Source organism: Nocardia brasiliensis (assembly GCF_042691675.1).
GTDB lineage: Bacteria > Actinomycetota > Actinomycetes > Mycobacteriales > Mycobacteriaceae > Nocardia > Nocardia brasiliensis_D.
The window spans coordinates 7,139,447-7,162,715 of sequence record NZ_CP170507.1 but is presented as its reverse complement, the minus strand read 5'-3'; the positions used below and the strand labels follow the sequence as shown (position 1 = coordinate 7,162,715).

At 68.8% G+C, this 23,269-nt stretch carries 20 protein-coding genes; 10 read left to right on the top strand and 10 right to left on the bottom strand.

What is annotated here, in order from left to right; genetic code table 11:
* The first annotated feature begins 28 nt into the window (after positions 1-28).
* The 3 genes from ACFK0J_RS32885 to tuf all read left to right on the top strand — a co-directional run bounded on the left by ACFK0J_RS32885 (position 29) and on the right by tuf (position 2,206).
* On the top strand, positions 29-169 hold the full coding sequence (locus ACFK0J_RS32885; RefSeq protein ID WP_378733590.1) for a hypothetical protein: 141 nt from the start codon (positions 29-31) through the stop codon (positions 167-169).
* A 245-nt stretch (positions 170-414) separates the two neighbouring features.
* Positions 415-606 carry a hypothetical protein gene (locus ACFK0J_RS32880; protein ID WP_378733589.1) on the top strand — a complete coding sequence of 64 codons (192 nt, stop codon included), beginning with the start codon at positions 415-417 and terminating at the stop codon, positions 604-606.
* A gap of 421 nt (positions 607-1,027) precedes the next feature.
* The gene (tuf, locus tag ACFK0J_RS32875; RefSeq protein ID WP_378733588.1) at positions 1,028-2,206 is read left to right on the top strand and encodes an elongation factor Tu; all 1,179 of its coding nucleotides are present in this window, start codon (positions 1,028-1,030) and stop codon (positions 2,204-2,206) included.
* Positions 2,207-2,302: 96 nt separating this feature from the next.
* Here the strand turns inward: tuf and cqsA are convergent, their stop codons facing one another.
* The 4 genes from cqsA to ACFK0J_RS32855 form a co-directional block, all read right to left on the bottom strand.
* Complete coding sequence (gene cqsA, locus ACFK0J_RS32870; RefSeq protein ID WP_378733587.1) at positions 2,303-3,553, bottom strand: alpha-hydroxyketone-type quorum-sensing autoinducer synthase; 1,251 nt, start codon at positions 3,551-3,553, stop codon at positions 2,303-2,305.
* A 247-nt stretch (positions 3,554-3,800) separates the two neighbouring features.
* Complete coding sequence (fmdA, locus tag ACFK0J_RS32865) at positions 3,801-5,054, bottom strand: formamidase (RefSeq protein ID WP_378733586.1); 1,254 nt, start codon at positions 5,052-5,054, stop codon at positions 3,801-3,803.
* Between the two features lie 17 nt (positions 5,055-5,071).
* Positions 5,072-5,350 carry an FmdB family zinc ribbon protein gene (locus ACFK0J_RS32860; protein WP_378733585.1) on the bottom strand — a complete coding sequence of 93 codons (279 nt, stop codon included), beginning with the start codon at positions 5,348-5,350 and terminating at the stop codon, positions 5,072-5,074.
* 102 nt (positions 5,351-5,452) lie between these two features.
* Positions 5,453-6,538 (bottom strand): substrate-binding domain-containing protein, encoded by a 1,086-nt coding sequence (locus ACFK0J_RS32855; RefSeq protein WP_378733583.1) that lies wholly within the window; start codon positions 6,536-6,538, stop codon positions 5,453-5,455.
* A 54-nt stretch (positions 6,539-6,592) separates the two neighbouring features.
* Between ACFK0J_RS32855 and ACFK0J_RS32850 the strand changes: the two genes are divergently transcribed.
* The 3 genes from ACFK0J_RS32850 to ACFK0J_RS32840 all read left to right on the top strand — a co-directional run bounded on the left by ACFK0J_RS32850 (position 6,593) and on the right by ACFK0J_RS32840 (position 10,424).
* Positions 6,593-7,030, top strand: a complete 438-nt coding sequence (locus tag ACFK0J_RS32850; RefSeq protein ID WP_378733582.1) for a MarR family winged helix-turn-helix transcriptional regulator — start codon at positions 6,593-6,595, stop codon at positions 7,028-7,030.
* Between the two features lie 92 nt (positions 7,031-7,122).
* On the top strand, positions 7,123-7,899 hold the full coding sequence (locus tag ACFK0J_RS32845) for an ABC transporter ATP-binding protein (protein WP_218471302.1): 777 nt from the start codon (positions 7,123-7,125) through the stop codon (positions 7,897-7,899).
* An 11-nt stretch (positions 7,900-7,910) separates the two neighbouring features.
* Positions 7,911-10,424, top strand: a complete 2,514-nt coding sequence (locus ACFK0J_RS32840; RefSeq protein WP_378743212.1) for an ABC transporter permease — start codon at positions 7,911-7,913, stop codon at positions 10,422-10,424.
* Between the two features lie 206 nt (positions 10,425-10,630).
* On the opposite strand, the gene ACFK0J_RS32835 is transcribed toward ACFK0J_RS32840, so the two are convergent.
* The 4 genes from ACFK0J_RS32835 to ACFK0J_RS32820 are packed head-to-tail and all read right to left on the bottom strand — an operon-like array spanning position 10,631 to position 18,192.
* Complete coding sequence (locus tag ACFK0J_RS32835) at positions 10,631-11,791, bottom strand: VWA domain-containing protein (protein WP_378743210.1); 1,161 nt, start codon at positions 11,789-11,791, stop codon at positions 10,631-10,633.
* Between the two features lie 5 nt (positions 11,792-11,796).
* Positions 11,797-14,199 carry a DUF5682 family protein gene (locus ACFK0J_RS32830; RefSeq protein ID WP_378733581.1) on the bottom strand — a complete coding sequence of 801 codons (2,403 nt, stop codon included), beginning with the start codon at positions 14,197-14,199 and terminating at the stop codon, positions 11,797-11,799.
* A 25-nt stretch (positions 14,200-14,224) separates the two neighbouring features.
* Positions 14,225-15,325, bottom strand: a complete 1,101-nt coding sequence (locus ACFK0J_RS32825; RefSeq protein WP_378733580.1) for an AAA family ATPase — start codon at positions 15,323-15,325, stop codon at positions 14,225-14,227.
* A complete protein-coding gene (locus ACFK0J_RS32820; RefSeq protein WP_378733579.1) occupies positions 15,322-18,192 on the bottom strand; it encodes an SWIM zinc finger family protein in 2,871 nt (956 codons plus the stop codon). The genes ACFK0J_RS32825 and ACFK0J_RS32820 overlap by 4 nt, the downstream gene beginning before the upstream one ends.
* A gap of 455 nt (positions 18,193-18,647) precedes the next feature.
* On the opposite strand from ACFK0J_RS32820, the gene ACFK0J_RS32815 reads away from it, so the two are divergent.
* Positions 18,648-21,065 carry an AAA family ATPase gene (locus tag ACFK0J_RS32815; protein WP_378733578.1) on the top strand — a complete coding sequence of 806 codons (2,418 nt, stop codon included), beginning with the start codon at positions 18,648-18,650 and terminating at the stop codon, positions 21,063-21,065.
* A gap of 34 nt (positions 21,066-21,099) precedes the next feature.
* The gene (locus ACFK0J_RS32810; protein ID WP_218471296.1) at positions 21,100-21,555 is read left to right on the top strand and encodes a hypothetical protein; all 456 of its coding nucleotides are present in this window, start codon (positions 21,100-21,102) and stop codon (positions 21,553-21,555) included.
* 4 nt (positions 21,556-21,559) lie between these two features.
* Here the strand turns inward: ACFK0J_RS32810 and ACFK0J_RS32805 are convergent, their stop codons facing one another.
* Positions 21,560-22,141, bottom strand: coding sequence for an ATP-dependent Clp protease proteolytic subunit (locus ACFK0J_RS32805; protein ID WP_378733577.1), 582 nt, complete (start codon positions 22,139-22,141; stop codon positions 21,560-21,562).
* Positions 22,142-22,325: 184 nt separating this feature from the next.
* Between ACFK0J_RS32805 and ACFK0J_RS32800 the strand changes: the two genes are divergently transcribed.
* On the top strand, positions 22,326-22,715 hold the full coding sequence (locus ACFK0J_RS32800) for a YchJ family protein (RefSeq protein ID WP_378733576.1): 390 nt from the start codon (positions 22,326-22,328) through the stop codon (positions 22,713-22,715).
* A 15-nt stretch (positions 22,716-22,730) separates the two neighbouring features.
* Positions 22,731-23,006: a SelT/SelW/SelH family protein gene (locus tag ACFK0J_RS32795; protein WP_218471294.1), complete on the top strand. Its 276-nt coding sequence runs from the start codon at positions 22,731-22,733 to the stop codon at positions 23,004-23,006.
* A 38-nt stretch (positions 23,007-23,044) separates the two neighbouring features.
* On the opposite strand, the gene ACFK0J_RS32790 is transcribed toward ACFK0J_RS32795, so the two are convergent.
* Positions 23,045-23,269, bottom strand: coding sequence for a zinc ribbon domain-containing protein (locus ACFK0J_RS32790; RefSeq protein WP_378733575.1), 225 nt, complete (start codon positions 23,267-23,269; stop codon positions 23,045-23,047).

Genomic DNA, 23,269 nt, shown 5'->3' with positions numbered 1-23,269 from the left:
TCCGTCGAGGGGGAGATGGAACAATTCGGTGGGCTGGCAAATGCGCGGCGTACCTCGAGTATCCGGGATGCCGTTGTGCGGCAGCACCATCGAGCGCGCCGGTGTACTGGACCGCGATTACCAGGCATTGAGCCAGTGGTGGGATGAATATGTGATCTATATCTCGTAGTAGCCATCGATTCGCCATGGGCGAAAGTGAGTGGCCTTCCGAGAAACAGGCGTTGAACGGAAGGGGTTGCAGGGTAAAGGTTCGGGCCCTTTGCCCTGCGTGGCAGTCGCTACCAGTGCAAATACTCAGCTACCCCATTGGTGGTCATGCGTCCAGGAAATGCACTCGGGCGTTGCTCCTCCGTGATATCTCTATCGAGCCGACACCGAGGGAGTGTCGGCTGCTGTTCTCTGAAGGGAAAGTCTTTGAAGAAGATTCGTACGTTCGGTTTCGTGTTCGTCACCGCGGCCTCCATCGTGGTGGCCGGCTCGGGCCTCGCGATGGCCGCCGACAAGCCCCCGCTGACCGGTTCCGGCACCGGTTCCGCGGAAGGTTCCGGTGCGGCGATCGATGCCCTCCTCAAGGGCCTGCTCACCGGTAGCAGCGCCGGGAAGTAGTCCGAGAATCGAGGCGCTCGGGGTCCGCGGACCCCGAGCGCCTCGGCCGAACCGCCGATACATTGTCCGATCCCGATCAGCCGCGGGGTCGGATTCGCCGTTTCTGGGGACTGCCGGACCACCACCGAGGTCCGAGCGCAGGCGACGACGCACGAAAAATCCGTCGCGCCCACCGAGTCTCGACCCTTACCATTCCCAGCATGTTCAGCTACGCCATCGCCGCATCGTCCGCAGTCGCGGGCGCGATGGCCGCTGTCCTGGCCGCCTCGGCAGCAGTTGCCGGGCAGCTCGACGGAGCCCGAAGCTGACCTTCCCCGGGATGTCCCGGGACCTCGGACGGGGAAGGTCGCCCCGTCGCTGAGGTCCCGCTCGACACCGTCGGGCACGTCGCTCGTGCCCGCCCGGCAAGCCAGGAAAAACCATGTCCAAGAAGACCTATGTCCGCACCAAGCCGCACCTGAACATCGGCACCATGGGCCACGTCGACCACGGCAAGACCACCCTCACCGCGGCGATCACCAAGGTGCTCGCCGAGCGTGGCGGCGGTAGTTTCGTGCCGTTCGATCGGATCGACCGGGCGCCCGAAGAGGCGCAGCGCGGCATCACCATCAATATCGCGCACGTCGAATACGAGACGGCGACAAGGCACTACGCGCACATCGACATGCCGGGTCACGCCGACTTCGTGAAGAACATGATCACCGGTGCGTCTCAGCTGGACGGCGCCATCCTGGTGGTCTCCGCGCAGGATGGGGTGATGCCGCAGACCGCCGAGCACGTGCTGCTGGCCCGCCAGGTCGGCGTAGAGCACATCGTGGTCGCCCTCAACAAGGCCGACGCGGGTGACCCCGAACTGCTCGACCTGATCGAGCTGGAGGTGCGCGAGCTGCTCACCGACCAGGGCTACCCTGGGTCCGAACTCCCGGTTGTCCGGGTCTCGGGCTTGCGGGCGCTGGAGGGCGACGAGCACTGGACCGCGGCCTTGATCGATTTGCTCGACGCCATCGACACCCACGTGCCGATACCGGTGCGCTACACCGACGCGCCGTTCCTGCTGCCGGTGGAGAACGTCCTCACCATCACGGGTCGAGGCACCGTAGTCACCGGAGCGGTGGAGCGCGGCCGGGTCCGGGTCGGCGACCGGGTGGCCCTGCTCGGCCTCGGCGACGAACTCGGCTCGGTCGTCACCGGTGTCGAAACCTTCGGCCGCACCATGGAATTCGCGGAGGCAGGCGACAATGTCGCGCTGCTCCTGCGCGGCATCCAACGCGGCCAGGTCCGCCGCGGCCAGGTCGTCGCCGAACCCGGCAGCGTGGCCGTGCACACCAGGTTCACCGCCCGCGTCTACCTGCTCGGCACCGCGGAGGGCGGCCGCCGGACGCCCATCACCACCGGTTACCGCCCGCAGTTCTACATCCGCACCGGCGACGTCGTCGGCGATGTGACGCTCCCCGGCGACGCCGCCATGGCGATGCCCGGCGACACGGTCGAACTGACCGTCGTCCTCGGCCGCCCGGTCCCGGTGGAACCGGGCCTCGGCTTCGCCATCCGCGAAGGCGGCCGCACCGTCGGCGCCGGAACGGTGCTCGCCACCGCCTAGCAGTCGGGGCCGCGGAAACTTCCGCGGCCCCGACTCCGGGAGGTGTCGACTGACGAGTGACAGCACACGGTGGTGTCGTCTCGGCGTTCGCCGCCATCAGGTGCCACTCGACAAGCCACCGGCGGTGGCGTGGTGTTTGCCGGGTCGGTCGGCGGGCGCCCTGGGCAGGGGCTCGAGGGGTGGGGTGGCACCGAAGCGCGCGCGGATCTCGGTGCACGCGCCGATGATTCGGTCGATGTTGTGATCGGTGAGGGCGGCATGCAGGCCGAAGCGAATAAGGGTGTGGTTGCGCGCGGTGGTGGGCGGGCACAGGAGCGAACCGAAGATGCCGCGCGCTTCCAGGAAATCCCGGATGGCCATGGCGCGCAGGTCGGGTCCGGCCTGTAGCGCGACGATGTGGCTGGCCGAGCCTTCGAGGTCGAATTCGAGCGCGGTCAGTGCCCGTCGCACCATGGTCGACAACTCCCGGAGACGTTGCCGCCGCCAGTTGTCGAGCCGGATCACCTCGAGTGTCGCGGCCAGGCCCGCGATTTCGTACGGCAGCAGTGTCGAGGAGAAGACCGCGGGGTGCGACTCCATTTTGAAGTAGTCGACGAAATCGGTGGTGTTCGCGCCGACGAACCCGGCCCGGCCGCCGAAGGCCTTGGACAGGCTGGCAATTCGGTACGGCACCCGTTCGGTGAGGCCGAGCGCCGCCACCATCCCGGCGCCGGCGGGCCCGTCGGTGCCGAGCGCGTGTGATTCGTCCACGACGAGCACGCTGTCGGTTTCGTCGGCGATATCGCAGATCTGGGTCAGCGGGCACCGGCTGCCATTGGTGCCATAGATGGCGTCCACCGCGATGATTCCCGGCCCGTGTGCCCGAATCTGCTCGCGGAGGTGGCCGGGAAAGTTGTGTCGGAACGAATATATCGGCGCTCGGCTGACCTTCGCGCCGTGCCAGAGCGACATATGCGCGAATTGATCGATATAGACCGGGATTTCGGGGTCCGCGATCGACTGGAGCAGACCGACCTTCGCTTCCCACCCCGATTGGCAGAGCACTCCGGCGGGCACCCGCAGGTGCTCGGCGAGGGCTCGTTCCAGCACGACCTGCGGATGGTCGTCGGGGAGAAACGCGCACGACGCGAACCGGCCGACTTGTGTCGACCGCAGCGCGGTCTTGATCGCATGGGTGATCCGCGGGTCCGCGGCCAGTGCCAAGTAGTCGCTACCGTTGAGAACGATGTCGCCGTAGCCGGGCGTGCGGCCGTGCAGGATGTGCCGCCCGCCCCATTGCCCGGCAAGTCTGTCCGAATGAAATCTCTCGACGCGCAGGCGGATCCGTTCGGCGACAGTCGGGCCCATGGAACTCCTTTCGCTAACGATAGCTACTTCAGAGCACACACGGGACGATTGAACCACTGCCGGATCGGGTCGGGGTCATAATGGACAACTTGACGGATGACCACTATTTCTCAGGTCGAGGATCTCGCTTCGCGTATTGCTGCCGTTCGGTAGCGAGTGACCGCAATGTTTCAGCAATTGCCGAACCCAGGGTGCTACGCGCGGGCCGGTTGCGCGAGATATACCGGCCCAACCGGCCCGGCGACAGTCAGCGGGTGGCGCGGGGTGCGCCTGGATCGGGGTCGATCTGGACGGGACCGGATGCGGTCGGCAGGACCGGGAAGTCGAAGATCGCGGTGGGGATGTACACCGTGGCACAGGAATTGGGGATGTCTACCACGCCGGAGAAGCGGCCCTCGATGGGCGCGGCGCCGAGCAGGAGGTAAGCCTGCTCGGGGGTGTAGCCGAACTTGGTGAGGTAGTCGATGGCGTGCAAACAGGCGCGTTCGAAGGACAGTTGCGAGTCGAGGTAGCGCTGTTCGCCGTCCAGGGTGACCGAGGTGCCGGAAAAGGCGAGGTACTCAGCGTAATTGGGGCCGGAGTTGCCGGGCACGAAGATGGCGTTCTCGCTGACGCCGTACAGCTCCATGCCGTTCTCGATGAGATCCACCCGCAAGTCGATGAATCCGCCCATCTCGATGGCGCCGCAGAAGGTGATCTCGCCGTCGCCCTGGGAGAAGTGCAGATCGCCGACCGAGAGGTGCGCGCCGTCGACGAAGACCGGATAGAAGACCCGGCTGCCGCGGGTGAAGTTCTTGATGTCCTGATTACCACCGTTCTCGCGCGGCGGCGCGGTGCGTGCGGCATCGGCGGCGACCCGGTCGAACTCGGCACCGGAGAGGCCGCCGAGGATGGCGTCGCGCGGTTCGGGTGGCAGGGCGAGCGGCGGAACCCGGTGCGGGTCGGTCGCGATCAGCGCCGCCTCGCGGGCGTTCCACTTGGACAGCAGTGCCGCGGAGGGCGCGGTACCCATCAGGCCGGGGTGCGTCATCCCGGTGAACTTCACCCCGGGAATGTGCCGCGAGGTGGTGGTTTGTCCGCTGAAGTCCCAGATTGCCTTGTAGGCGTCGGGAAAGTGCTCGGTCAGGAAGCCGCCGCCGTTGTCGGTGGCGAAGATGCCGGTGTAGCCCCAGCCCTGACCGGCCAGCGGGCCGGAATCCTCCTCCGGGATGGGGCCGATGTCGAGAATGTCGACGATGAGCAGGTCGCCGGGCCGCGCGCCCTCGATCGCGAACGGACCCGACAGGCAGTGCACGGTGCTGAGCGGCGCGTTCAGCACATCCTCGGCGGAATCGTCGTTGTGGATGGCGCCGTCGAACCACTCGCGCACGTGCACCCGGAACTCGTCGCCCGGCTTGACGGTCACCGCCGCGGGAATGTCGGGATGCCAGCGGTTGTGGCCGACGAACTTCTGCTCGGTGAACCGCTTGCTGGAATCGAGCGGAAACAGCAACTCGGGCATGATGACTTCCTTTGGTATCAGGGGCGGGGAAGCTTGCGGTGCAATGGATTTCGGGTCACCGGTACAGATCGGCGCGGCGGCGGCGCGGAAACGACCGCGGGCTCGCTCGCCGTGCGCTTCGTCGCGTCGATCAGTCGAGTGGCGGCCGACCCCGGCCGGATCAACGCGGCGACGCCGAACTGCCGTTTGCTGCTCGACGCGCATTCCGGGCACGGCGCGACGGCAGGCACGTCGGCCATCGCGAAGGCGAGATCGAAGCCGCCGCAGGCGCGGCAGTGGAACCAGTAGAGGGGCACGGGACCTCATTATTTTCATATGAATATGTTTCGTCTGGAGACGATACAAAGCCCTCCCGGTCGCCGCAGCGAAACCGGCAGGTGAAGTTCGGGTTACGAGATTCAGGAGCTCAGTTCGGCGAGCACACTGAATTCGAGGGCGTCGGCATCGGCCAGATAGACCGGCTGGGTCGTGTGCGCGCCACGCACCCGCACCTCCCCGCGCGGCCCGCCGTAGCTGACCCGCGACGCGTTGCGTTCGATAGCGCGCAGGTCGAGGCTGCGGGCGGACTCGGCCAACGAGGCGAACAACAGCAATCCCTCGTAACAGGATTCGCCGATATTGTTCAGTGCGGGCGCGGCCGGGCCGAACTCCCGCAGATAGCGCGCGCCGAAATCCATTCCCGCCGACGATACGACGCTCTCGAAATAACCGCTGGCGGTGAACAATCCGCGGGTGCTGTCGGCACCGCCCGCGTACAGCACATCCTCACCGATCATCATGCTCAGGCGCAGCCGCCCGTCGTCGAGCCCGGCCTCGGCGAAAGCCCGGTTGAACGCGGCGCAGTCCGCGCCGACCATGAACAACAGCACGCCCTGCGCCGGTGAGCGGCGGACCAGCTCGAGTGCCTGCCGGAAATCGCGCCCGCCGAGCGGGACGAAGGTTTGCCCGACAATGTCGATATCGGCCGCGGTATCCGCGAATTCCCTGGTGACCCTTGCGGTTTCCCGGGGCCACACATAATCGTTACCGACAACGCACCAGCGGCGGATGCCGTGTTCGGCGCGCAGCCAGCGCAGCGCCGGAAACAATTGCTGCTCCGGTGTCTCGCCCACCATGTAGACGCCGTCGGAGTCCTCGCCGCCCTCGTAGAACGTCGTGTACACGTAGGGCACCCGGCCCGCGGTCTGCGGCGTGATCACCTTGCGCGCGTTGGACAAATGCCAACCCACGACCCCGTCGACCATGCCCGCGCCGACCATCCGGTCGATCGTCGCGGCGAGGACGGGCAGTGGCGCGCCCGCGTCGACCGGGTGCAGTCGTACCGGCCGATCGAGGATGCCGCCCGTGGCGTTGATATCTCCCACGGCAAAGGAGGCGCAGGCCTCGCAGGAGGGGCCGAACATGCCCGCGGGCCCGCTCATCGGCACCACCAAGGCGATGTCAACCGTGGAGCGACGAAAACCGGAGAGCGACAACGGAATCACCACCGTATATTTCCAGTTGAATATTTACCATACGGGGTTGGATATAGTGCTGCTGTGGACGATAGCACCGCCCCCGGCGCGCTGGAGGAGTTGGCGCGCCTTGTGCGCAGGGCGTCACAGGAACTCGACCGGGCCATCGCGACCTGCCTCGGCGAAAGCTCCGTCGCGCGCTGGCACGTCCTCGCGGCGGTGGTCGACGGCGTCGGCCACCCGATGTCGCACCTCGCCGAGGCGACTCTGCTCACCGGTGCCAATCTCACCCGGTTGATCGACGGGATGATTTCCGACAACCTGGTGCACCGCAAAGTCGACGACACCGATCGCCGCCGGGTGCTGGTTTTCCCGACCCGCCGCGGCTTGCTCGCCTACCAGGGGATGAATCGGGCCATCAGCGAGAGCGGTCTCGATGAGCTCGGCACAAGTAACGGGCGATTGGCCAGAGCGCTCGCCACCATGGTCGACCAATTGCACGCCGAACCCGCTACCACTTGATCGGCTTCCGCGCAGCAATATCGCATCGATACCGGGACAGTCGGGGAATTCCCTGATGGCGCGCGGGCGCGAACGCGGTAAGACTGGTGTGCATGACTTCGCAAGCTTTGGGCGCCGACACCGCTGATGTGGCGGTTCGGACCGACGTCGCGGCCCGCGCTATCGACCTGGTGAAGACTTACGGGTCGGGAGATACGCAGGTCCGGGCGCTGGATGGGGTGTCGACCGAGTTCGCGAAGGGGGAGTTCACGGCGATCATGGGTCCCTCCGGGTCCGGCAAGTCGACCTTGATGCACTGCCTGGCCGGGCTCGACAGCGCCAGCACCGGCACCGTCCGGATCGGCGACACCGACCTGGCCGGGCTCTCGGACAAGCAGATGACGCGGCTGCGCCGGGACCGGATCGGCTTCGTCTTCCAGGCGTTCAACCTGGTACCGACGCTGACGGCGCTGGAGAACATCACGCTGCCGCTCGACATTGCCGGACGTAAGCCGGACCAGGCGTGGCTGGACACCGTGCTCGGGCGGCTCGGGCTGACCGACCGGCTCACCCATCGGCCCAGCGAGTTGTCCGGCGGCCAGCAGCAGCGGGTGGCCTGCGCGCGGGCGCTCGCGGGCAAGCCGGAGATCATCTTCGGCGACGAGCCGACCGGCAACCTGGACTCGAAAGCCTCCGAGGAGGTGTTGTCCATCCTGCGCGCCGCAGTGGACGAGTTCCGGCAGACCGTGGTAATCGTCACACACGAACCGCACGCCGCCGGGTTCGCCGACCGGGTGGTGTTCCTCGCCGACGGCCGGATCGTCGACGAGATGCGTGATCCGACCTCGGATACCGTCCTCGATCGGATGAAGGCGCTGGAGCAAGCGTGAACGCCAGTCCGATGCGCAAGGTTGCGCTGCGCAACCTTGCCGCCCATAAGGTGCGTCTCGCGCTCACGCTGTTGTCCGTTGTACTGGGTACCGCGTTCATCGCGGGCTCGTTCGTCTTCACCGACACGCTGCAACGCACGTTCGATGGCATCTTCGCCGATCAGGCGAAGGGTGTCGACGTCAGGGTCGGCCCCAAAGAGCGCCAGGGGCAAGGGGTTCCGAACAATATCGTCGACGAACTGCGGAAGTATCCCGGGGTGCGGACGGTCGCGCCGAGCGTGAACGGCGTCGTGGTGTTGCTGACGCCGGACGGCAAGAAGGCGATCCAGACCGGTGGCGCGCCCACCTTCGGGCAGTCGTATCTGCCGCCGGAGAAGGCGGTCGCCGAGCCGAACAAGTTCATCGAGGGCGGGCCGCCCACCAAACCGGGTGAGATCGCGCTGAATACCGGTGGCGCCGAACGGGCCGGGTTGAAGGTCGGTGATCGCACCAAGGTGATGATCCCGTCGCAGCCCAATCCCGTCGACGTGACGCTGACCGGCATCTACCAGATGCCCTCGGACACCGGCGGTTTGATCGCCGTGCTGTTCGACGACGCCCAAGCGCGCAAGCTGTTCACCGATGGCTTGTACGTGGCCTATGTCGACATCGCGGCGACCGGCGTCCCCGGCGACCAGTTGCGCGACGAACTCGCCAAGGCGCTGCCGAACTACAAGGTGCAGAACGGCGATCAGGTGCGCGCGGACCTGAAGAAGGAAGTCTCCAACGCGCTCAACTTCATCAATTACTTCCTGCTCGCGTTCGGCGCGATCGCACTGATCGTCGGGACGTTCATCATCTACAACACCTTCTCGATGATCGTGGCGCAGCGGTTGCGCGAACTCGCGTTGCTCCGAGCCGTCGGCGCGAGCAGACAGCAGGTCGGCCGGTCCGTGGTCGCGGAGGCGTTCGTCATCGGATTGGTCGGCAGCGCACTGGGTTTGGCCGGTGGTGTGGGTCTGGCATTCGGGTTGTCGGCGGTGCTCAACGCGTTCGATCTGGGGTTGCCCACCGGTTCGATGGCGGTGTTGCCGCGCACCATCGTGGTCGGCTTGGTCGTCGGCCTCGCCGTGACGATGCTCAGCGCCTACGCGCCCGCTCGCCGGGCCGCGCGGATTCCACCCGTCCAGGCGATGCGCGAGGAATTCGCTTCGGCCGGTGAGTCTTTGCGGGTGCGGACGGTGGTCGGGGTGGTGCTCGCGGTGGCGGGTGCCGTGCTTGTCGCCGTGGGTGCGCAGTCCACCGGCGGCGATGCCGCGTTGACCGTCGGCATCGGTGCGCTGGCCCTGATTCTGGCGGTCCTGCTGGCCGCGCCCGCCCTGTCCCGGCCGGTGGTGGGCGGGCTCGGCGTGCTGACCCGCCCGTTCGGGCCGATCGGCCGGATGGCGCGCAACAATGCCGCGCGCAACCCGCGCCGCACTGCCGCAACGGCTTTCGCCCTCACCCTCGGGCTGATGCTGGTGACCGCGATCGGCATGCTCGGCGCATCGGCGAAGGCGAGTGTCGGCGTTCTGGTCGACAAGGGAGTGAAGTCCGAGTACGTGCTGGCCGGGCAGCAGTTCGTCGGCGTGCCGTTCGGCGCCGCCGACGCGGTCCGCAAGTCGGTGCCCGGCGTGGCCGATACGGTCGGGATTCGGGCCGTCGGGTTCAGGATCGGCGACGATCAGGTCGGCGGCACCTCGCCGGACGGGCAACTCGATCGCGCCCTCAACTACGAAATACTGCGCGGCACCGCCACTCTCGGCGATCGCGACGTGCTGGTCTCCGAAGACGAAGCCGACAAACGGGGCTGGCGGGTCGGCCAGGAGGTTTCGCCGACCAGCTTCGACGGCAAGAAGGTTCCGCTCACCGTCGCGGGCATCTATCGCAAGACCCCGCTGCTCGGCGCGCTGGTGGTGTCGCCGGTCGTGTACAAGCAGGTCGTGCCGGTGAACTTCCAGAGCAATGTCGTTGTGCTGGTCACCGCCCAGCCCGGCGCGAACCTGACCGAGATGCGCGGGGATCTGGAAAAGGCGGTCGAGCCGTTTCCCGTGGTCCAAGTGCAGGACCGGGAGGAATTCAAAGGCGCGCAAGGCAAACAGATCAACACCCTGCTCGCCATCCTGTACGGCCTGCTCGCCCTTGCGGTGGTGATCGCCATCCTCGGCATCGTCAACACACTGGCGCTGTCGGTGGTGGAGCGCCGCCGCGAGATCGGCATGCTGCGCGCGGTCGGCATGCAGCGCGCCCAAGTCCGCCGAACCATCTATCTGGAATCCATGCTGATAGCCGTGTTCGGCGCCATCATCGGCATGCTCCTCGGCCTCGGATTGGGCGTCGGGTTCCTCCGAACACTGCGCGACCTGGGCTTGGACCAGATCGCAATCCCCTGGAACCAACTGATACTCGTCCTGGTGAGCTCGGCCGTAGTCGGCGTCCTGGCCGCCCTCTGGCCCGCGGTCCGCGCCGCCCGCACCCCACCCCTGGCCGCAATCGCGGACCTCTGACCCCGCCGGGCCCCGAACCCGGTGCACGCCACCCTGTCCGCTCCTTCCGCACGCCTCCAGAGACCGCATCCGCCGGTTTCTCTCTGCCGCACAACGCTTGTGGTGATGAGACACCCCCCGCTTCAGTCGCGCCTGGCATGGCAGGGGCGGTCTGTTGCGCGCGTCTGGCGCGGGCCATATCCAGCCTCTCGGGCTGAGCCGATACCTCAGCTGTGGCTTGTGTTGGCGTTGGCCCAGGCTTGGAGGTCGCCGCGGTCCAGGGCCACCGCGAGCAGGGCGGGAAATTTGTCCGGGGTGCAGGCGAAGGCGGGGATGCCGAGGGCGGCGAGGGCCGCGGCGTTGTCGTGGTCGAAGGCGGGAGCGCCTTCGTCGGAGAGAGCTAGCAGGACGACCACCTGGACGCCGGATTCCTTCATCGAGTTGACCCGGCGCAGCATTTCATCGCGGATGCCGCCCTCGTAGAGGTCGGAGATGAGGACGAAGAGGGTATCGGTGGGGCGGGTGATGAGGGTCTGCGAGTACGCGATGGCGCGGTTGATGTCGGTGCCGCCACCGAGTTGGGTGCCGAACAGGACGTCGACGGGGTCGTCGAGTTTGTCGGTGAGATCGACGACTTCGGTGTCGAAGACGACGAGGGACGTCTTCAGGGAGCGCATCGACGCGAGGACGGCGCCGAAAACAGAAGCGTAGACAACGCTGGCGGCCATCGAACCGGATTGGTCGATGGCGAGCACGACATCGCGTTGTATCGCTTGGGCTTTGCGGCCGTAACCGACCAGCCGTTCCGGTACGACCGTGCGATGCTCGGGCAAGTAGTTGGCCAGGTTCTTGCGGATCGTGCGGTCCCAGTCGATATCGCGCAGGCGCGGGCGAGCGACGCGAGCGGCCCGGTTCAACGCACCGGAGACGGCGGCGACGGTGTGCGCGGCGATGCGCTGTTCGATCTCGCGCACCACCTTCTCGACCACCAGCCGCGCGGTGGCCTTGGTGGTTTCGGGCATTACCCGGTTCAGGCTCAGCAGAGTCCCGACCAGATGCACGTCGGGCTCCACCGCCTCCAGCAACTCCGGCTCCAGCAGCAACTGGGTGAGGTTCAGTCGTTGCACCGCGTCGCGCTGCATCACCTCGACCACGGTGGCGGGAAAGTAGTTGCGAATGTCGCCGAGCCAGCGGGCCACCCGCGGCGCGGAGCCCTGAAGTCCACCCGAGCGCTTGCCCGAAGCCTGCTCATCATCGTTGTACAGCGCGGACAGTGCCCGATCCATCGCGACATCATCCGCGGAGCCGAGCCCACCGAGCCCTTCTTCGGCGGCGGTGCCGAGCACCAAACGCCAACGCCGCGCCTGAGTTTCGTCGCCAGCGTTCATCGCACTCATACCGGAACCCCCAAAATGTCTGCCGCGGTGCGCATTGCGATGCTGCCCCGTTCCATGTCGAAGCCGGCGGCATCGCCGACACTGGTGGCGATGGCGGCACCGTCGCGTACCGCGCGGCCGATCGCGCGCCGCTCGCCCGATTCGAAGGCGCCGAATGTTCGGCGCAGCAAGGGCAGTGTCTCGACGAACTGGTCTTCGCGCAGTGCGCGCAGCCAATCGTCGATGAGCCGCAACAACTCCCGGTCGTGCACCAGCAGGAGGCCGCGGCCGCCGAGGAAGCCGTCGACCCAGGCCGCCTTCACCGCGGCGGTGTGGCCGACGGACAGGGCGGCGGAAAGCCTGCGGGCAGCGTCGCTGTCGTCGATGATGCCCGCATCGCAGAGCAGCCGGACCGCCCGGCCGACGAGGGCGCCGTGCACGTCGTCACGGTCGGCGAGCTTGCGCAACGCGCCGAGCCATTCGCCGGTGGCCCAGCCGTCGTCGCGGGTGTGGATGGCGGTATGCGCCGCGTCGAGCAGGGTGCGGAACTCGGTGGCCGCGTCGGTGTCGAGGCCGGTGACGGCACCGGGCAGGCCCGCGCAGATGCGCACGAGCAGACCGTCGGCGACGTGCGCGAGGGCCTTGGTGTCGGTGCCCCGCACATCGCCGTAGCGCAACGTCCTGATCAGGCCCGGCAGCGCGGCGAGCAGGTGGGTGATGTCGTGGTCGAGCGCGGCGGCGGATTCCAGCCGAATGATCAATCCGTCGGTGGCGCCACCGAGGTCGGCGAGCAAGGCGACCTCCAGCGCGGCGGTGAGGTCGCCGACGGTGCTGTCCGCACGGCTCGCGGTGTCGAGGATCTTCGCCTCGGCGGCGGTGCGGATGGTGGTGCCCCAGCGGGACGCCTCGATGATCGAGATGGCGTACTCCGGCCGCCATTCCAGCGTCCAGGTCTCCTGGAAGGTGCCGGTACTGCGTACCTCGCTGGTGGTCAGCGTGCCCCAGGGGATGTCGAGCACCCGCAGCCGGTGCAGCAGGCGGGAACGTTCGACCTCGCGTTCCTTGCGCAGGTCGAGATCGACGGTCCGCGACAGCGCCTCCTGCTTCATCCGCAGCGATCGGATCCTGGCGCGCAGGTCGGCATCGAGGGGGACGGTCGGCGTGCCCTCGGGCACGGTGCCCAACGCTTCGCCCACGACGAGCTCATTGACGACCAATCGCAGCATCGTCTCGTCGCCCGCGCACATCACCGCCCGGGTGGCCTCGGTGACCTCGGACAATCCGGCCAACGGGCGGCCACGCAAGGCGGCGAGCGTATCGGCGAGGCGGACGGCTTCGATGATGTGCGCGCTCGACACCGGTAGATCGTGGGCACGCAACACCCCGGCCACTTTGGTGAGCCAGCGGACGATCGGCCGTTCGGTCTCGGTGAACAGATGGTGATACCAGCCGGGCGAGGTGATTCCCGCGCCGTATCCGGACATCGTGGACAGCCGCGAATGCGTCCACGGCACCCAGGTGAGCGTGGCTTTCGTCTTCGGAAGTCCGTTCAGCAGCCGGGTATCCGCCGCCGCGGGCCCGAGCTTGCCGGTGAGGGCGGGCGCATGCCATGCCCCGCACACCACCGCCAGTCGTGTCGCCCCGTCTTTCAACGCCTTGCGCATCGTCAGCCGCATGTACGCCTCGCGCCGCAGCGTGTGCGCATCGATGCTGACGGTTTCCAGCCGGATCGGTTCCAGGTCGAGGACATCGGAGGTGGCTTCGACGACCGAGTCGGTGCCGTCGGCACGCACGTCATCGGGCGGTCGGAGGTCGATCGTCGCGTCAGTGGCCTGTTCTGCCGCGGCGGGGTGGTCGCCCGGTGCGGCGCCGACCGCATTGCTTTCGGCCGACACCTGCTCGGCCGATTCGCGCAGTGCGGCCATCGCCTCGGTGATCGCGTCGAAAGCGGCTGCGTCGGGGGCGGATTCGACTACCGCGTCCCACCAGCGTTCCGCGTCGTCGTAGCCGCCCGCCGCCGCGAGCTCGGTCAGTGGGTCGAATCGGTCGCCCGGCTCGTCGTCGGCGGCCAGCACCATGGTGGCGGGCAGATCGCAGAACCGCACGGGCACATCGTGTTCCGCGGCGTATCGCAACGCCTGCCATTCCGGCGAGAACACCGCGTACGGCCAGAACGCCGCCTTCGCCGGCGCGGCCGGCAGATAGGCCAGCAGCGCGACCGGCGGAGCCATTCCTTCGGCCGCGACATATCCGACCAGCGGATCGGCGTCCGCGGGCCCCTCGATCAAAATGGTGTCGGGACGAAACGCTTCCAGCGCCAACCGCAGCGACCGGGCGGAACCCGGCCCGTGATGGCGGATGCCGAATACCCGGGTCGTCGCCGCACCCGACACCGAGGTCGTCCAGCCGTTGTGCGTCATGGTCTCACCCCTTGGACGATGCCGCTCACCCGGAGACCTCCCGGCAGGCCCGGTAGAAGTCCGACCATTCCGGGCGTTCGCGGACAACGGCTTCCAGGTATTCGGTCCACACCACAGCGTCGGCGACCGGGTCCTTGATCACCGATCCGAGGACGGCGCCCGCGATGTCGGAGGCGCGCAGGATGCCGTCGCCGAAGTGGACCGACAGAGCGATCCCATTGGTGATCACCGAGATCGCCTCGGCGGTGGACAGGGTGCCGGAGGGCGATTTGAGCTTGGTGCGGCCGTCCGCGGTGATCCCGGAGCGCAGTTCACGGAAGACGCGCACCACCCGGCGCACCTCCTCGGCCGCGGCGGGCACCTTGGGCAGTTCCAGTGCGGTGCCGAGTTGTTCGACGCGGCGGCTGACGATGGCGACCTCTTCGTCCTCGCTGGCGGGCAGCGGCAACACGACGGTGTTGAACCTGCGGCGCAGCGCGGAGGACAGCTCGTTCACGCCGCGGTCGCGGTCATTGGCGGTGGCGATGACGTTGAAACCCTTGGCGGCCTGCACCTCCATGCCGAGCTCCGGCACCGGCAGGGTCTTCTCGGACAGCACGGTGATGAGCGCGTCCTGCACATCGGACGGAATGCGGGTGAGTTCCTCGATCCTGGCGATCGAGCCCGCGCGCATGGCGGTCAACACCGGCGACGGCACCAGCGCGCCCTCGCTCGGGCCTTCGGCCAGCAGCCGCGCGTAGTTCCAGCCGTATCGGATCGCCTCCTCCGCCGTTCCGGACGTGCCCTGCACGAGCAGCGTCGATGCCCCGCTGATGGCGGCCGAGAGATGTTCCGAAACCCAGGTTTTGGCGGTACCCGGCACGCCGAGCAGCAGTAACGCCCGGTCGGTGGCCAGTGTCGCGACCGCCACCTCCATCAGCCTGCGCGGCCCCACGTACTTCGGGCTGATCACGGTGCCGTCGTCGAGGGTGCCGCCGAGCAGGTAGGTGACCACCGCCCATGGGGAGAGCCGCCAAGACGGCGGACGGGGGCGTTCGTCGGCGGCCGCGAGGGCGCGCAGTTCATCGGCGTAGGCCTGTTCGGCGTGCGGACGCAGCAGGTCGGGCGTCACGTCGGTAGTGGTCACTGCAACTCCTCGAGCATCATCGAGCGGTGGTTGAGGTCGTGTGCGAGCTGATCGAAGGCTCGCTCCCAGGTGGGATCGCCGCAGCGGCGCGCCACCACGGTGACGGCGCCCGCGGCGACCACGGGTAGGTGCACCGACGCCGCGGACAACAGCGACCGGTGCGCGTTCGGGGTGTTGCCGTGGGCCTCCGGACGGCGTGCCGCCGCGCGGGCCCGCTCGAGCAGCAGCAGGATCAGGTGCTGCGCCAGCGGTTCCGGCCACGGGTGCCCCATGGCGGGCAGCAGCGCCTCGATCTCGGAGAGCCAGGAGCCGTCCAGTTCGAGCAGGTGGCGGGTCCGGTCGGCCAGCGGCAGCAGCGCGAACAGTTCGCGTCTGCGCAGCATGGCGAGGTCGGTCGGCACCCCCGCATCGAACAGCGCCCGTGCCCATGCCGAATCATGCTGCGCCAGTGCGGCATCCACCCAGCCGTCGAAGACCGGCTGGCGGAAGCGGTCGTCGATCGTCGTCTTGACCGCCTTGTCCGGCGCGCCGAGCACGGTCGCCCAGTGGCTGAGCGGGGTGGCGGCGACCAGCTGGCGAAGGCGGCCCGCGGCGAGGTCGGGTGCGCCGCCCCACCGGTAGGTGAACTCGACGCCGCGGTCGGTGATGCCGTCGCGCTGAGCGGCCGGATCGAGCGCATCGGGCAGGGCGACAACGAGTTCGGTGTGCCGAAGTCGATGTTCGATGCGTACCCAGTGGCTCGCGCGCCGGGTCATCCGCTGGGCGAACGCCGAATCGCGCAGCAGGGTCAGCAGTCCGGCGGCCGTCCGTCGGACATCGGCGCGCCGATCGTCCAGCCCGGCTTCCAGCAGCGGTTCGTCGGCTCGCGAAATCCCCTCGGCGAGTACGGCGAGTAAGTCAGCTTTCCCGGGTCCCGACTCCTTCGGCCACGCCGCGGCGAGCGTTTCGCGCGCGGCGTCGGCGTCGCGCCCACGCAAATCGGCCAGCCAGGCACGGCGCTCGGGTGGCTGCCCGAAGTGCCATACGTCCTCGGTAGGTACCGCGGCGGGTTGCTGCCGCACCAGCTTTCGCCACTCCGGATGTTGGCCGGCCAGCCAGCGCCCACGCGTGCCCGCCAGGCGTAGCAGCGGTTCCCGCAGTTCGGCGTTGCTCTTGGCCTGATCGAGCAGTTGTCCGCAGAGCGCGTCCGGCGCGCGGTAGTCGTACGGCGCTGCCGCGTCGAACCATTCGGTCAAGAAGGGGGACCGCTCCTGCAGCATTCGCGCGAGGCGGGCGGCGGCGGGGCGCGGCAGCAGCGGTCGGGCGTCGTCCTCGGCGGGTTCCGGTGCGGTCGCGGCGGCCGCGCGTACCCCACCGCGCGCGAAAACATCGTGCAGCGCGGCGGATTCGAGCAGGCGCAGCGCCGGATCGGCGGATAGGCGCTCGGCGGCGTTCACCACCGGCGGAGCCAGGTGGGTCAGCTCCGGTGCCCGCCGGGCGGTGCCGAGTAGCGCCACGGAGGTCAGCTCGGCGGCATTCACCCGCGCCGTCCGGGGTTCGGGCACGCCTCGGCCCGCCGGATCGAGCCTGGCCAGATCGATCACTTCTCCGGCGGTGAACACCGAGATCGGGGTCAGGCCTTCGCTGGTCCATTCGGCGGTCACCGTCACCGGGTGGCCGCCGGACACACCGAGTAGCCGCCACGGCTGCTCGGTGGCCGCCACCGGTAGCGCGGTCCCGTCGGATTCGGCGATGTACCAGCCGTTCTCGGTACGTACCGGCACGACGTCGACGAGCAGCACCGGCCAGCTACGCAGCCACGGATCGGCGCCGAGCGCCGCGGCGTGGTCGGCGAGTGCGGCGGCCACCGTGCCCGGCCGGTCCGGATCGGTCGGCAGCGAGGTGAAAGGCTCTGCGGTTCCGTGACGTTCACCCCAGAGCGCGCGCAGCGGCGCGGCGCCGGGGTAGTAGTGCAACTCCGCGTCGGCGAGCAGACCCAGGGTCGGCACGTCCGCGGGGAAGCCCGGCGACCCGAACGAGTGGTCGACCACCAGTGCCCAGCGCCGAGTCGCCCGGCCGTACAACCACGTTCGGCGGGTATAGAGGCGTTCGTCCTCGGTGATGCGGACACCGAGGACCATCCACCGATCCCGAACCGCGGGTTCGGTGCGCACCGCCTCGGCCGGATTCGGGTAGCCGACGTGGGTGCGGATGCTGGCGCGCAGCGCCGGAGTCAACTCGTCTATCCGGCGATGCGCGGCGATCAGCAGGTGCAGCCGCGCGTATTCGCCCAGTACGACCTGGGGCCAGTCGGCCCTGGTCACCACGGTGACCGGCAGCTGACGTAGCGCCGAGGCGACGCCGGGGGCCTGCGCGTCGACCATCCTGGCGGCGATCGCCTCGAACGCCCGAAACGATCGGTCGGTCTGCGCCAGACCGGTGCGCACCTGGTCGCCGAGCCAGACGTCGAGTTCCTCCAAGCCCGCGGTGACCCGCACCCGCCGCTGTTCCGCGGTGGCCGGATTCGAGGTGCGGGTGGTGGTCTTCGTCGCGGGCTCGGCGGCCCGTGCGGCCCGGCCGCCGATCCAGGTCGCCGCGAAATCGGCGGTCGCCGGTGCGTCCTCGACCCGGCACGCCGCCCACTCGAGCAACAGCGACAGCGCGTGCTTGCAGGGAAACTTGCGGCTCGGGCAGGAGCATTTGTACGCGGGTCCGGAGAGATCGATGATCGTCTGATACGGCTTCGCGCCGCTCCCCTGGCACAGCCCCCACAGCGCGGTGTCGTGCTGCCCGGTGCCACGCCAGCGGCCGGCGAGTTTCCGCGCGGCCGACAGCGAGCTCGCGTCCGGCGCGAGCGCCGTGACCTGGTCCTCGCTCCAGCGCGTCATCTCTTCCCCCGTTCCTCGGTTGACCGGATTTCTACACCGGAGCACCGACAAGTGCCGCGTCGGCCGGTGTGTCTCGCACGGAAATCACTGCGCCCCCGATGGATTCGAAATCAAAAACATCTTGCGCCCAGTGGTGTTGTCTGGCATTCTGTCCTGTTCGGCTCGACCGAACCATCCAAATCGGGTGATACACCATCGAGCTGCCCGCCGGGGCTGGCGAGGGGTGGACATCGAAGCGCGGCCCCAGCCGTTTCGATGGCCATATCCATCCCCGCGCGGGCAGATTCGCATGCGGACCCAGGTCTGCCTCCAGTGGGCGAATCCGACGCGATCGGGTAGCGTTTCGCACAGCTTCGACAGTGGCGCCGCTGGAAGCGCTTGCGAGCCGTGTAGGCGCGAGGCCGCGCACGGGATCGGAGGCGTGTAGCGGCTCGGTGGTGGAGGGGGTCCGACCAATGCGTCCCGACGCCGACCCGGTGCCGCGGTTGACCGAGGTGGTGACCCGTCGGCTCGCCGCGGACCCCTCGGTGACGCCCTCGGTTGCCCGCACCGTCCTGCGCGCCCTCGGTGGCAGCGAGAACGACGACCGGGCAGCCGAATTCGATGACGCGGGCATCTTCCTGCGCGCCATCCGGGTTCGTGGTTTCCGTGGCATCGGTCCCGAAGCCGAACTACAGCTCCCACCCGGACCCGGCCTCACCCTGGTCGTCGGCCGCAACGGCAGCGGCAAGTCCAGCTTCGCCGAGGCCGCCGAACTGGTGTTCACCGGCGGAAACCGCCGCTGGGATGGGCGCTCCGCGGCCTGGCGCGAGGGCTGGCGGAACCTGCACGACGGCAGCACCGCCCGCATCGAGGTGGAGTTGCTCACCACGGGCAGCAAGCCGCAGCTCACCATCGCCAAGGAGTGGGCCGCCGACGCGGACCTACCGGACGCGCAGTGGACCGAACAGCATCCCCCCGCCGCGCCAACGGAATTCGACGTGGACCGCTGGGCGGGCAGACTGGAGCTCTACCGCCCGTTCCTGTCCTACAGCGAGCTCGGCGCGCTGGTCGACGGCAAACCGAGCGACCTGTTCGACGCGCTGCACCAACTGCTCGGCCTCGACGAATTGACCGTGGCGCAGGAACGAATTCGGATGCGCCGCCTGGAACTGGAACGCGCCGTGCGCGATTCCCGTCAGGAACGCCTCGAACTGCTCGACGCACTCGAATCGGTGGCCGACGACCGCGCCGTCCGGGTGCACGGTCTGCTGCGCCCGGCCCAACCCGACCTCGCCGCCGTGGGACGCGAGGTGATCGGCACCTTCGACGACCCAGGCGGCCCGGCGGGTTTGCGGGCGATCGTGCGGCTGACGCTGCCCACCGCCGCGGAGGTGGCGGAGGTGGCCGCGCGGCTGGCCGAATGCGGCACCGCGCTGACCCGCGGCACCACCGCGGATGCCGAGGCGGACCTGCGCGTGCTGGAGCTGTTGCGCCGGGCCCGCGATCACCACGCGGCGAGCGGCACCTGCCCGTGCCCGGTGTGCGGCCGCGGCGAGCTGGACGACACCTGGGCCCGCGCGGCGGACGCCTCGATCGCGACCCTCGCGGCCCGGGTGGACGCACTCACCACCGCACGCGCCGAACTCGGCCAAGCCCTGCGGGCCGCGCGGTCACTGCCGGACCTGGTGCCGCCGGAACTGGAGTTCGACCCGCGCAACCCGCCCTCGGTGGACACCTCCGCCGTCCGTCGGGCCTGGGCCGACTGGGCCGCGCTCACCTCCGCCGACTACACCCCGGACCTGCCGGACCGGTTGCGCGGCGCGCACGCGCGGCTGGTCGACGAACTCGATCTGGTGCAGCAGGGCACCCGCAAGGAACTCGACCGCCTCGACGAGGTGTGGACACCGCTGGTTCCGCGCATCGTGCGCTGGCTGGAGGGCGCCCGCGAGGTCGCCGCGCACGCGGCCGAACTACGCACCGTCAAGAAGGCCGAAGACTGGCTCAAGTCCGCCACCGCGGGCCTGCGCGGCGAACGGATGACGCCGCTGGAGACCACCGCGCGCTGGGTGTGGCAGACGCTGCGCCAGCAGAGCAACGTCGAACTCGGCGCGATTCGCTTGCAGGGCAACGCCGGAACCGCCCGCCGGGTGCTGCTGGACGTCACCGTGGACGACGTGGACGGCGCCGCACTCGGCGTGATGAGCCAGGGCGAGCTGCACGCACTCGGGCTGTCGCTGTTCCTGCCGCGGGCCACGGTCGAGGAGAGCCCGTTCCGCTTCGTCATGATCGACGACCCGGTGCAGGCGATGGACCCGGCGAAGGTGGACGGCCTGGCCAGGGTGCTCGCCGCGGTGGCCTGGACGCGGCAGGTGATCGTCTTCACCCACGACGAGCGGCTCGCCGAGGCGGTGCGCCGGATGCAACTCGATGCCACCGTGCTCGAGGTGCAGCGCCGCGACCGCTCGGTGGTCGAGGTCCGGGTGTCCAGCGACCCGGTCCGCCGCTACCTCGACGACGCCCGCGCGCTGGTGCGCACGCCGCAGCTGCCGCAGGCCATCGCCGACGAACTCGTCGCCACCTGCTGCCGTTCGGCCGTCGAAGCCGCGAGCCTGGCCCGCGCCAGACGCACCCTGCTCGCCGACGGCATGAACCACCGCGAGGTCGAGCGCCGCATCGATGCCGCCCAATCCACCAGGGCCAAGGTGGCCCTCGCGGTGATGGGAGTCGGCGGCAAGGTCGACGACCTGAACAAGCATCTCGCCGCGCGCGAAGGGAAATGGGTGGTCGAGGCATTGCGCGACGCCACCGCGGGCGCGCACGTGCCGATCGGTCGCAGCATGCGCGAATTGATAACGGAGACCGAAAGATTCGTCGCATGGCTGGCGCAGTGACCGCGCGGGTGCCGGTGGGCACCAGGGGCCGCCGATGAGCGGGCAGCGTGGACCGCGGCGCGGACCGTCCGGTGGCGGGCGCGGGACCAAGCGGGGCCCCGCGAAAGGACCGAAGCGGCCACGGCCGTCGGTGGCCGAGCGGCTCGATACCGTGGATCTGCTGCTGGCGGGATCGGTGACCGACGCGGGCGGGCTGTGGTCGCGCGCTACCGCGTGGATTCTGCGCATCGCATTGGAACAGTCGGTGGACGAGCTGTGGGTGCGGCTGGCGCCCGCGCTGATGCGCTGCCCGATGCGCGCGCAACTGATCGCGCTGCGCACCTTCGCGGGCCCCGAGGTGGCGGCCCAGGTTGCCGCGCTGTGGGCGGCGCTGTCCCGGGCCGCGCACCACCACGATTACGAGCTCGCGCCGAGCGTCACCGATCTGCGTCGCTGGCGCGAGCAGACGGTGGCGATCGCCGCCGCGCTGGCGTCGGTCGAGGTGCGTTGAATGTTCAGTGCGGCACCGGAATCGGCTGCCGAGGGCCGCTGATGATGTGGTCGATCATCCCGTAGTCGCGGGCCTCGGTGGCGGTGAACCAGCGGTCGCGATCCCAGTCGGTGAGGATCTGCTCGTAGCTCTGCCCGGTGTGCTGTGCCATCAGTTCGCCGAGCTGTCGCTTCATGTGTGCGTGCTGCTCGGCCAGGATCGCGATGTCCGCCGCGGAGCCACCGAGACCGGCGGAGGGCTGGTGCATGATGATCCGGGTGTGCGCCAGTGCGTGGCGTTTGCCTTTAGTGCCGCAGGTCAGCAGGAACTGTCCCATCGATCCCGCCATGCCCATGCCGAAGGTGGCGATATCGCAGGCGACGTAGTTCATCGTGTCGTAGATCGCCATGCCCGCGTCGACCGAGCCGCCGGGGGAGTTGATGTAGAAGTGGATGTCCCGTTCGGGATCTTCGGCAGCCAGCAGCAGCAACTGGGAGCACAACCGGTTGGCGATGTCGTCGTCGACCTGCTGGCCGAGGAAGATGACGCGCTCGCGCAGGAGCCGTTCGTGGACCGAATCGTCGAGGGTGAGTCCGCTGGTTGCCATGAGTCCGAGGGTATGAGGGGGCCGAGCGTACCGGAACCGGAATTCGCTGTCAGCGAATTCTGCTGTGAGCGAACGTAATTCAGCCGATTTCGCACCCTCGCTGGGTTATCGTGTCCGGCCCGCCCCGCGGATCCCGGCCACCCCGGCCTGACCTCCGACCGGAACGGCGCGTAAGAATCGGGGCATGAGTGGGACGCGGAGGTGTCCGTGTGGCCGGGGCGAGGCCTTCGACGACTGCTGCGGACCGGTGCTGAGCGGGAAACGGGCGGCGGCGACCGCCGAGGCGCTGATGCGTTCTCGCTACACCGCATTCGCGGTGGGCGACACCGACTACCTGCGCCGATCGTGGCATCCGCGTACCAGGCCCGAGCAATTGGAGCTCGATCCCGGCCAGCGGTGGGTTTTCCTGGAAATACTGCGCACCGCCGACGGTGGGTTGTTCGACGAGACCGGCCTGGTCGAGTTCGTCGCGCACTACCGCGCGGACGGCGCCCGCGGCTCCCTGCACGAGGTCAGCAGGTTCCGGCGGGCCGACGGCGCCTGGGTCTACCTCGACGGCGAGATCGAAGCTTGAGTAGCGTTGGCCACCATGCCCCGTGTCGCGATCGAGTACTGCACCCAGTGCCGCTGGCTGTTGCGCGCGAGCTGGATGGCGCAGGAGCTGTTGAGCACCTTCGCCACCGAACTCGGTGAGGTGGCGCTGATTCCGGGCACGGGCGGCGTTTTCCGGATCACCGTGGACGGTGAGCAGGTGTGGGAACGCAAGGCGGACGGCGGTTTTCCCGATATCGCGGTGTTGAAGCAGCGGGTGCGCGACCGGGTCGCGCCGGACCGTGATCTCGGCCACGCCGACCGCCGCGACTGAACGACCGTCCCGCCGACCGGACGTGACGTCGGCGAGACTCAGCCGCAGCAGCCCCCACCACAGCAGCCGCCCGCGGCGGGACCCGGCGCATTGCTCGGTGCTGCGGGCGTGCCACCACGGCTGACCGTCGCGAACGTGGTCAGCAGCTTCACTGTGTCGGCATGGCCGCTGGGGCAGGACGCCGGATCCGACGACTCCGCCATCGGGCGGTTCACCTCGAAAGTGTCCCCGCAGCTGCGGCACCGATAGCTGTAACTCGGCAT

Excerpts from the sequence above, each read along its gene's own strand:
- tuf (WP_378733588.1), top strand. The coding sequence starts at position 1,028 with ATGTCCAAGAAGACCTATGTCCGCACCAAGCCGCACCTGAACATCGGC.
- cqsA (WP_378733587.1), bottom strand. The coding sequence starts at position 3,553 with ATGGGCCCGACTGTCGCCGAACGGATCCGCCTGCGCGTCGAGAGATTT.
- fmdA (WP_378733586.1), bottom strand. The coding sequence starts at position 5,054 with ATGCCCGAGTTGCTGTTTCCGCTCGATTCCAGCAAGCGGTTCACCGAG.
- ACFK0J_RS32845 (WP_218471302.1), top strand. The coding sequence starts at position 7,123 with ATGACTTCGCAAGCTTTGGGCGCCGACACCGCTGATGTGGCGGTTCGG.
- ACFK0J_RS32840 (WP_378743212.1), top strand. The coding sequence starts at position 7,911 with ATGCGCAAGGTTGCGCTGCGCAACCTTGCCGCCCATAAGGTGCGTCTC.
- ACFK0J_RS32835 (WP_378743210.1), bottom strand. The coding sequence starts at position 11,791 with ATGAACGCTGGCGACGAAACTCAGGCGCGGCGTTGGCGTTTGGTGCTC.
- ACFK0J_RS32830 (WP_378733581.1), bottom strand. The coding sequence starts at position 14,199 with ATGACGCACAACGGCTGGACGACCTCGGTGTCGGGTGCGGCGACGACC.
- ACFK0J_RS32820 (WP_378733579.1), bottom strand. The coding sequence starts at position 18,192 with ATGACGCGCTGGAGCGAGGACCAGGTCACGGCGCTCGCGCCGGACGCG.
- ACFK0J_RS32815 (WP_378733578.1), top strand. The coding sequence starts at position 18,648 with ATGCGTCCCGACGCCGACCCGGTGCCGCGGTTGACCGAGGTGGTGACC.
- ACFK0J_RS32810 (WP_218471296.1), top strand. The coding sequence starts at position 21,100 with ATGAGCGGGCAGCGTGGACCGCGGCGCGGACCGTCCGGTGGCGGGCGC.
- ACFK0J_RS32805 (WP_378733577.1), bottom strand. The coding sequence starts at position 22,141 with ATGGCAACCAGCGGACTCACCCTCGACGATTCGGTCCACGAACGGCTC.
- ACFK0J_RS32800 (WP_378733576.1), top strand. The coding sequence starts at position 22,326 with ATGAGTGGGACGCGGAGGTGTCCGTGTGGCCGGGGCGAGGCCTTCGAC.
- ACFK0J_RS32795 (WP_218471294.1), top strand. The coding sequence starts at position 22,731 with ATGCCCCGTGTCGCGATCGAGTACTGCACCCAGTGCCGCTGGCTGTTG.
- ACFK0J_RS32790 (WP_378733575.1), bottom strand. The coding sequence starts at position 23,269 with ATGCCGAGTTACAGCTATCGGTGCCGCAGCTGCGGGGACACTTTCGAG.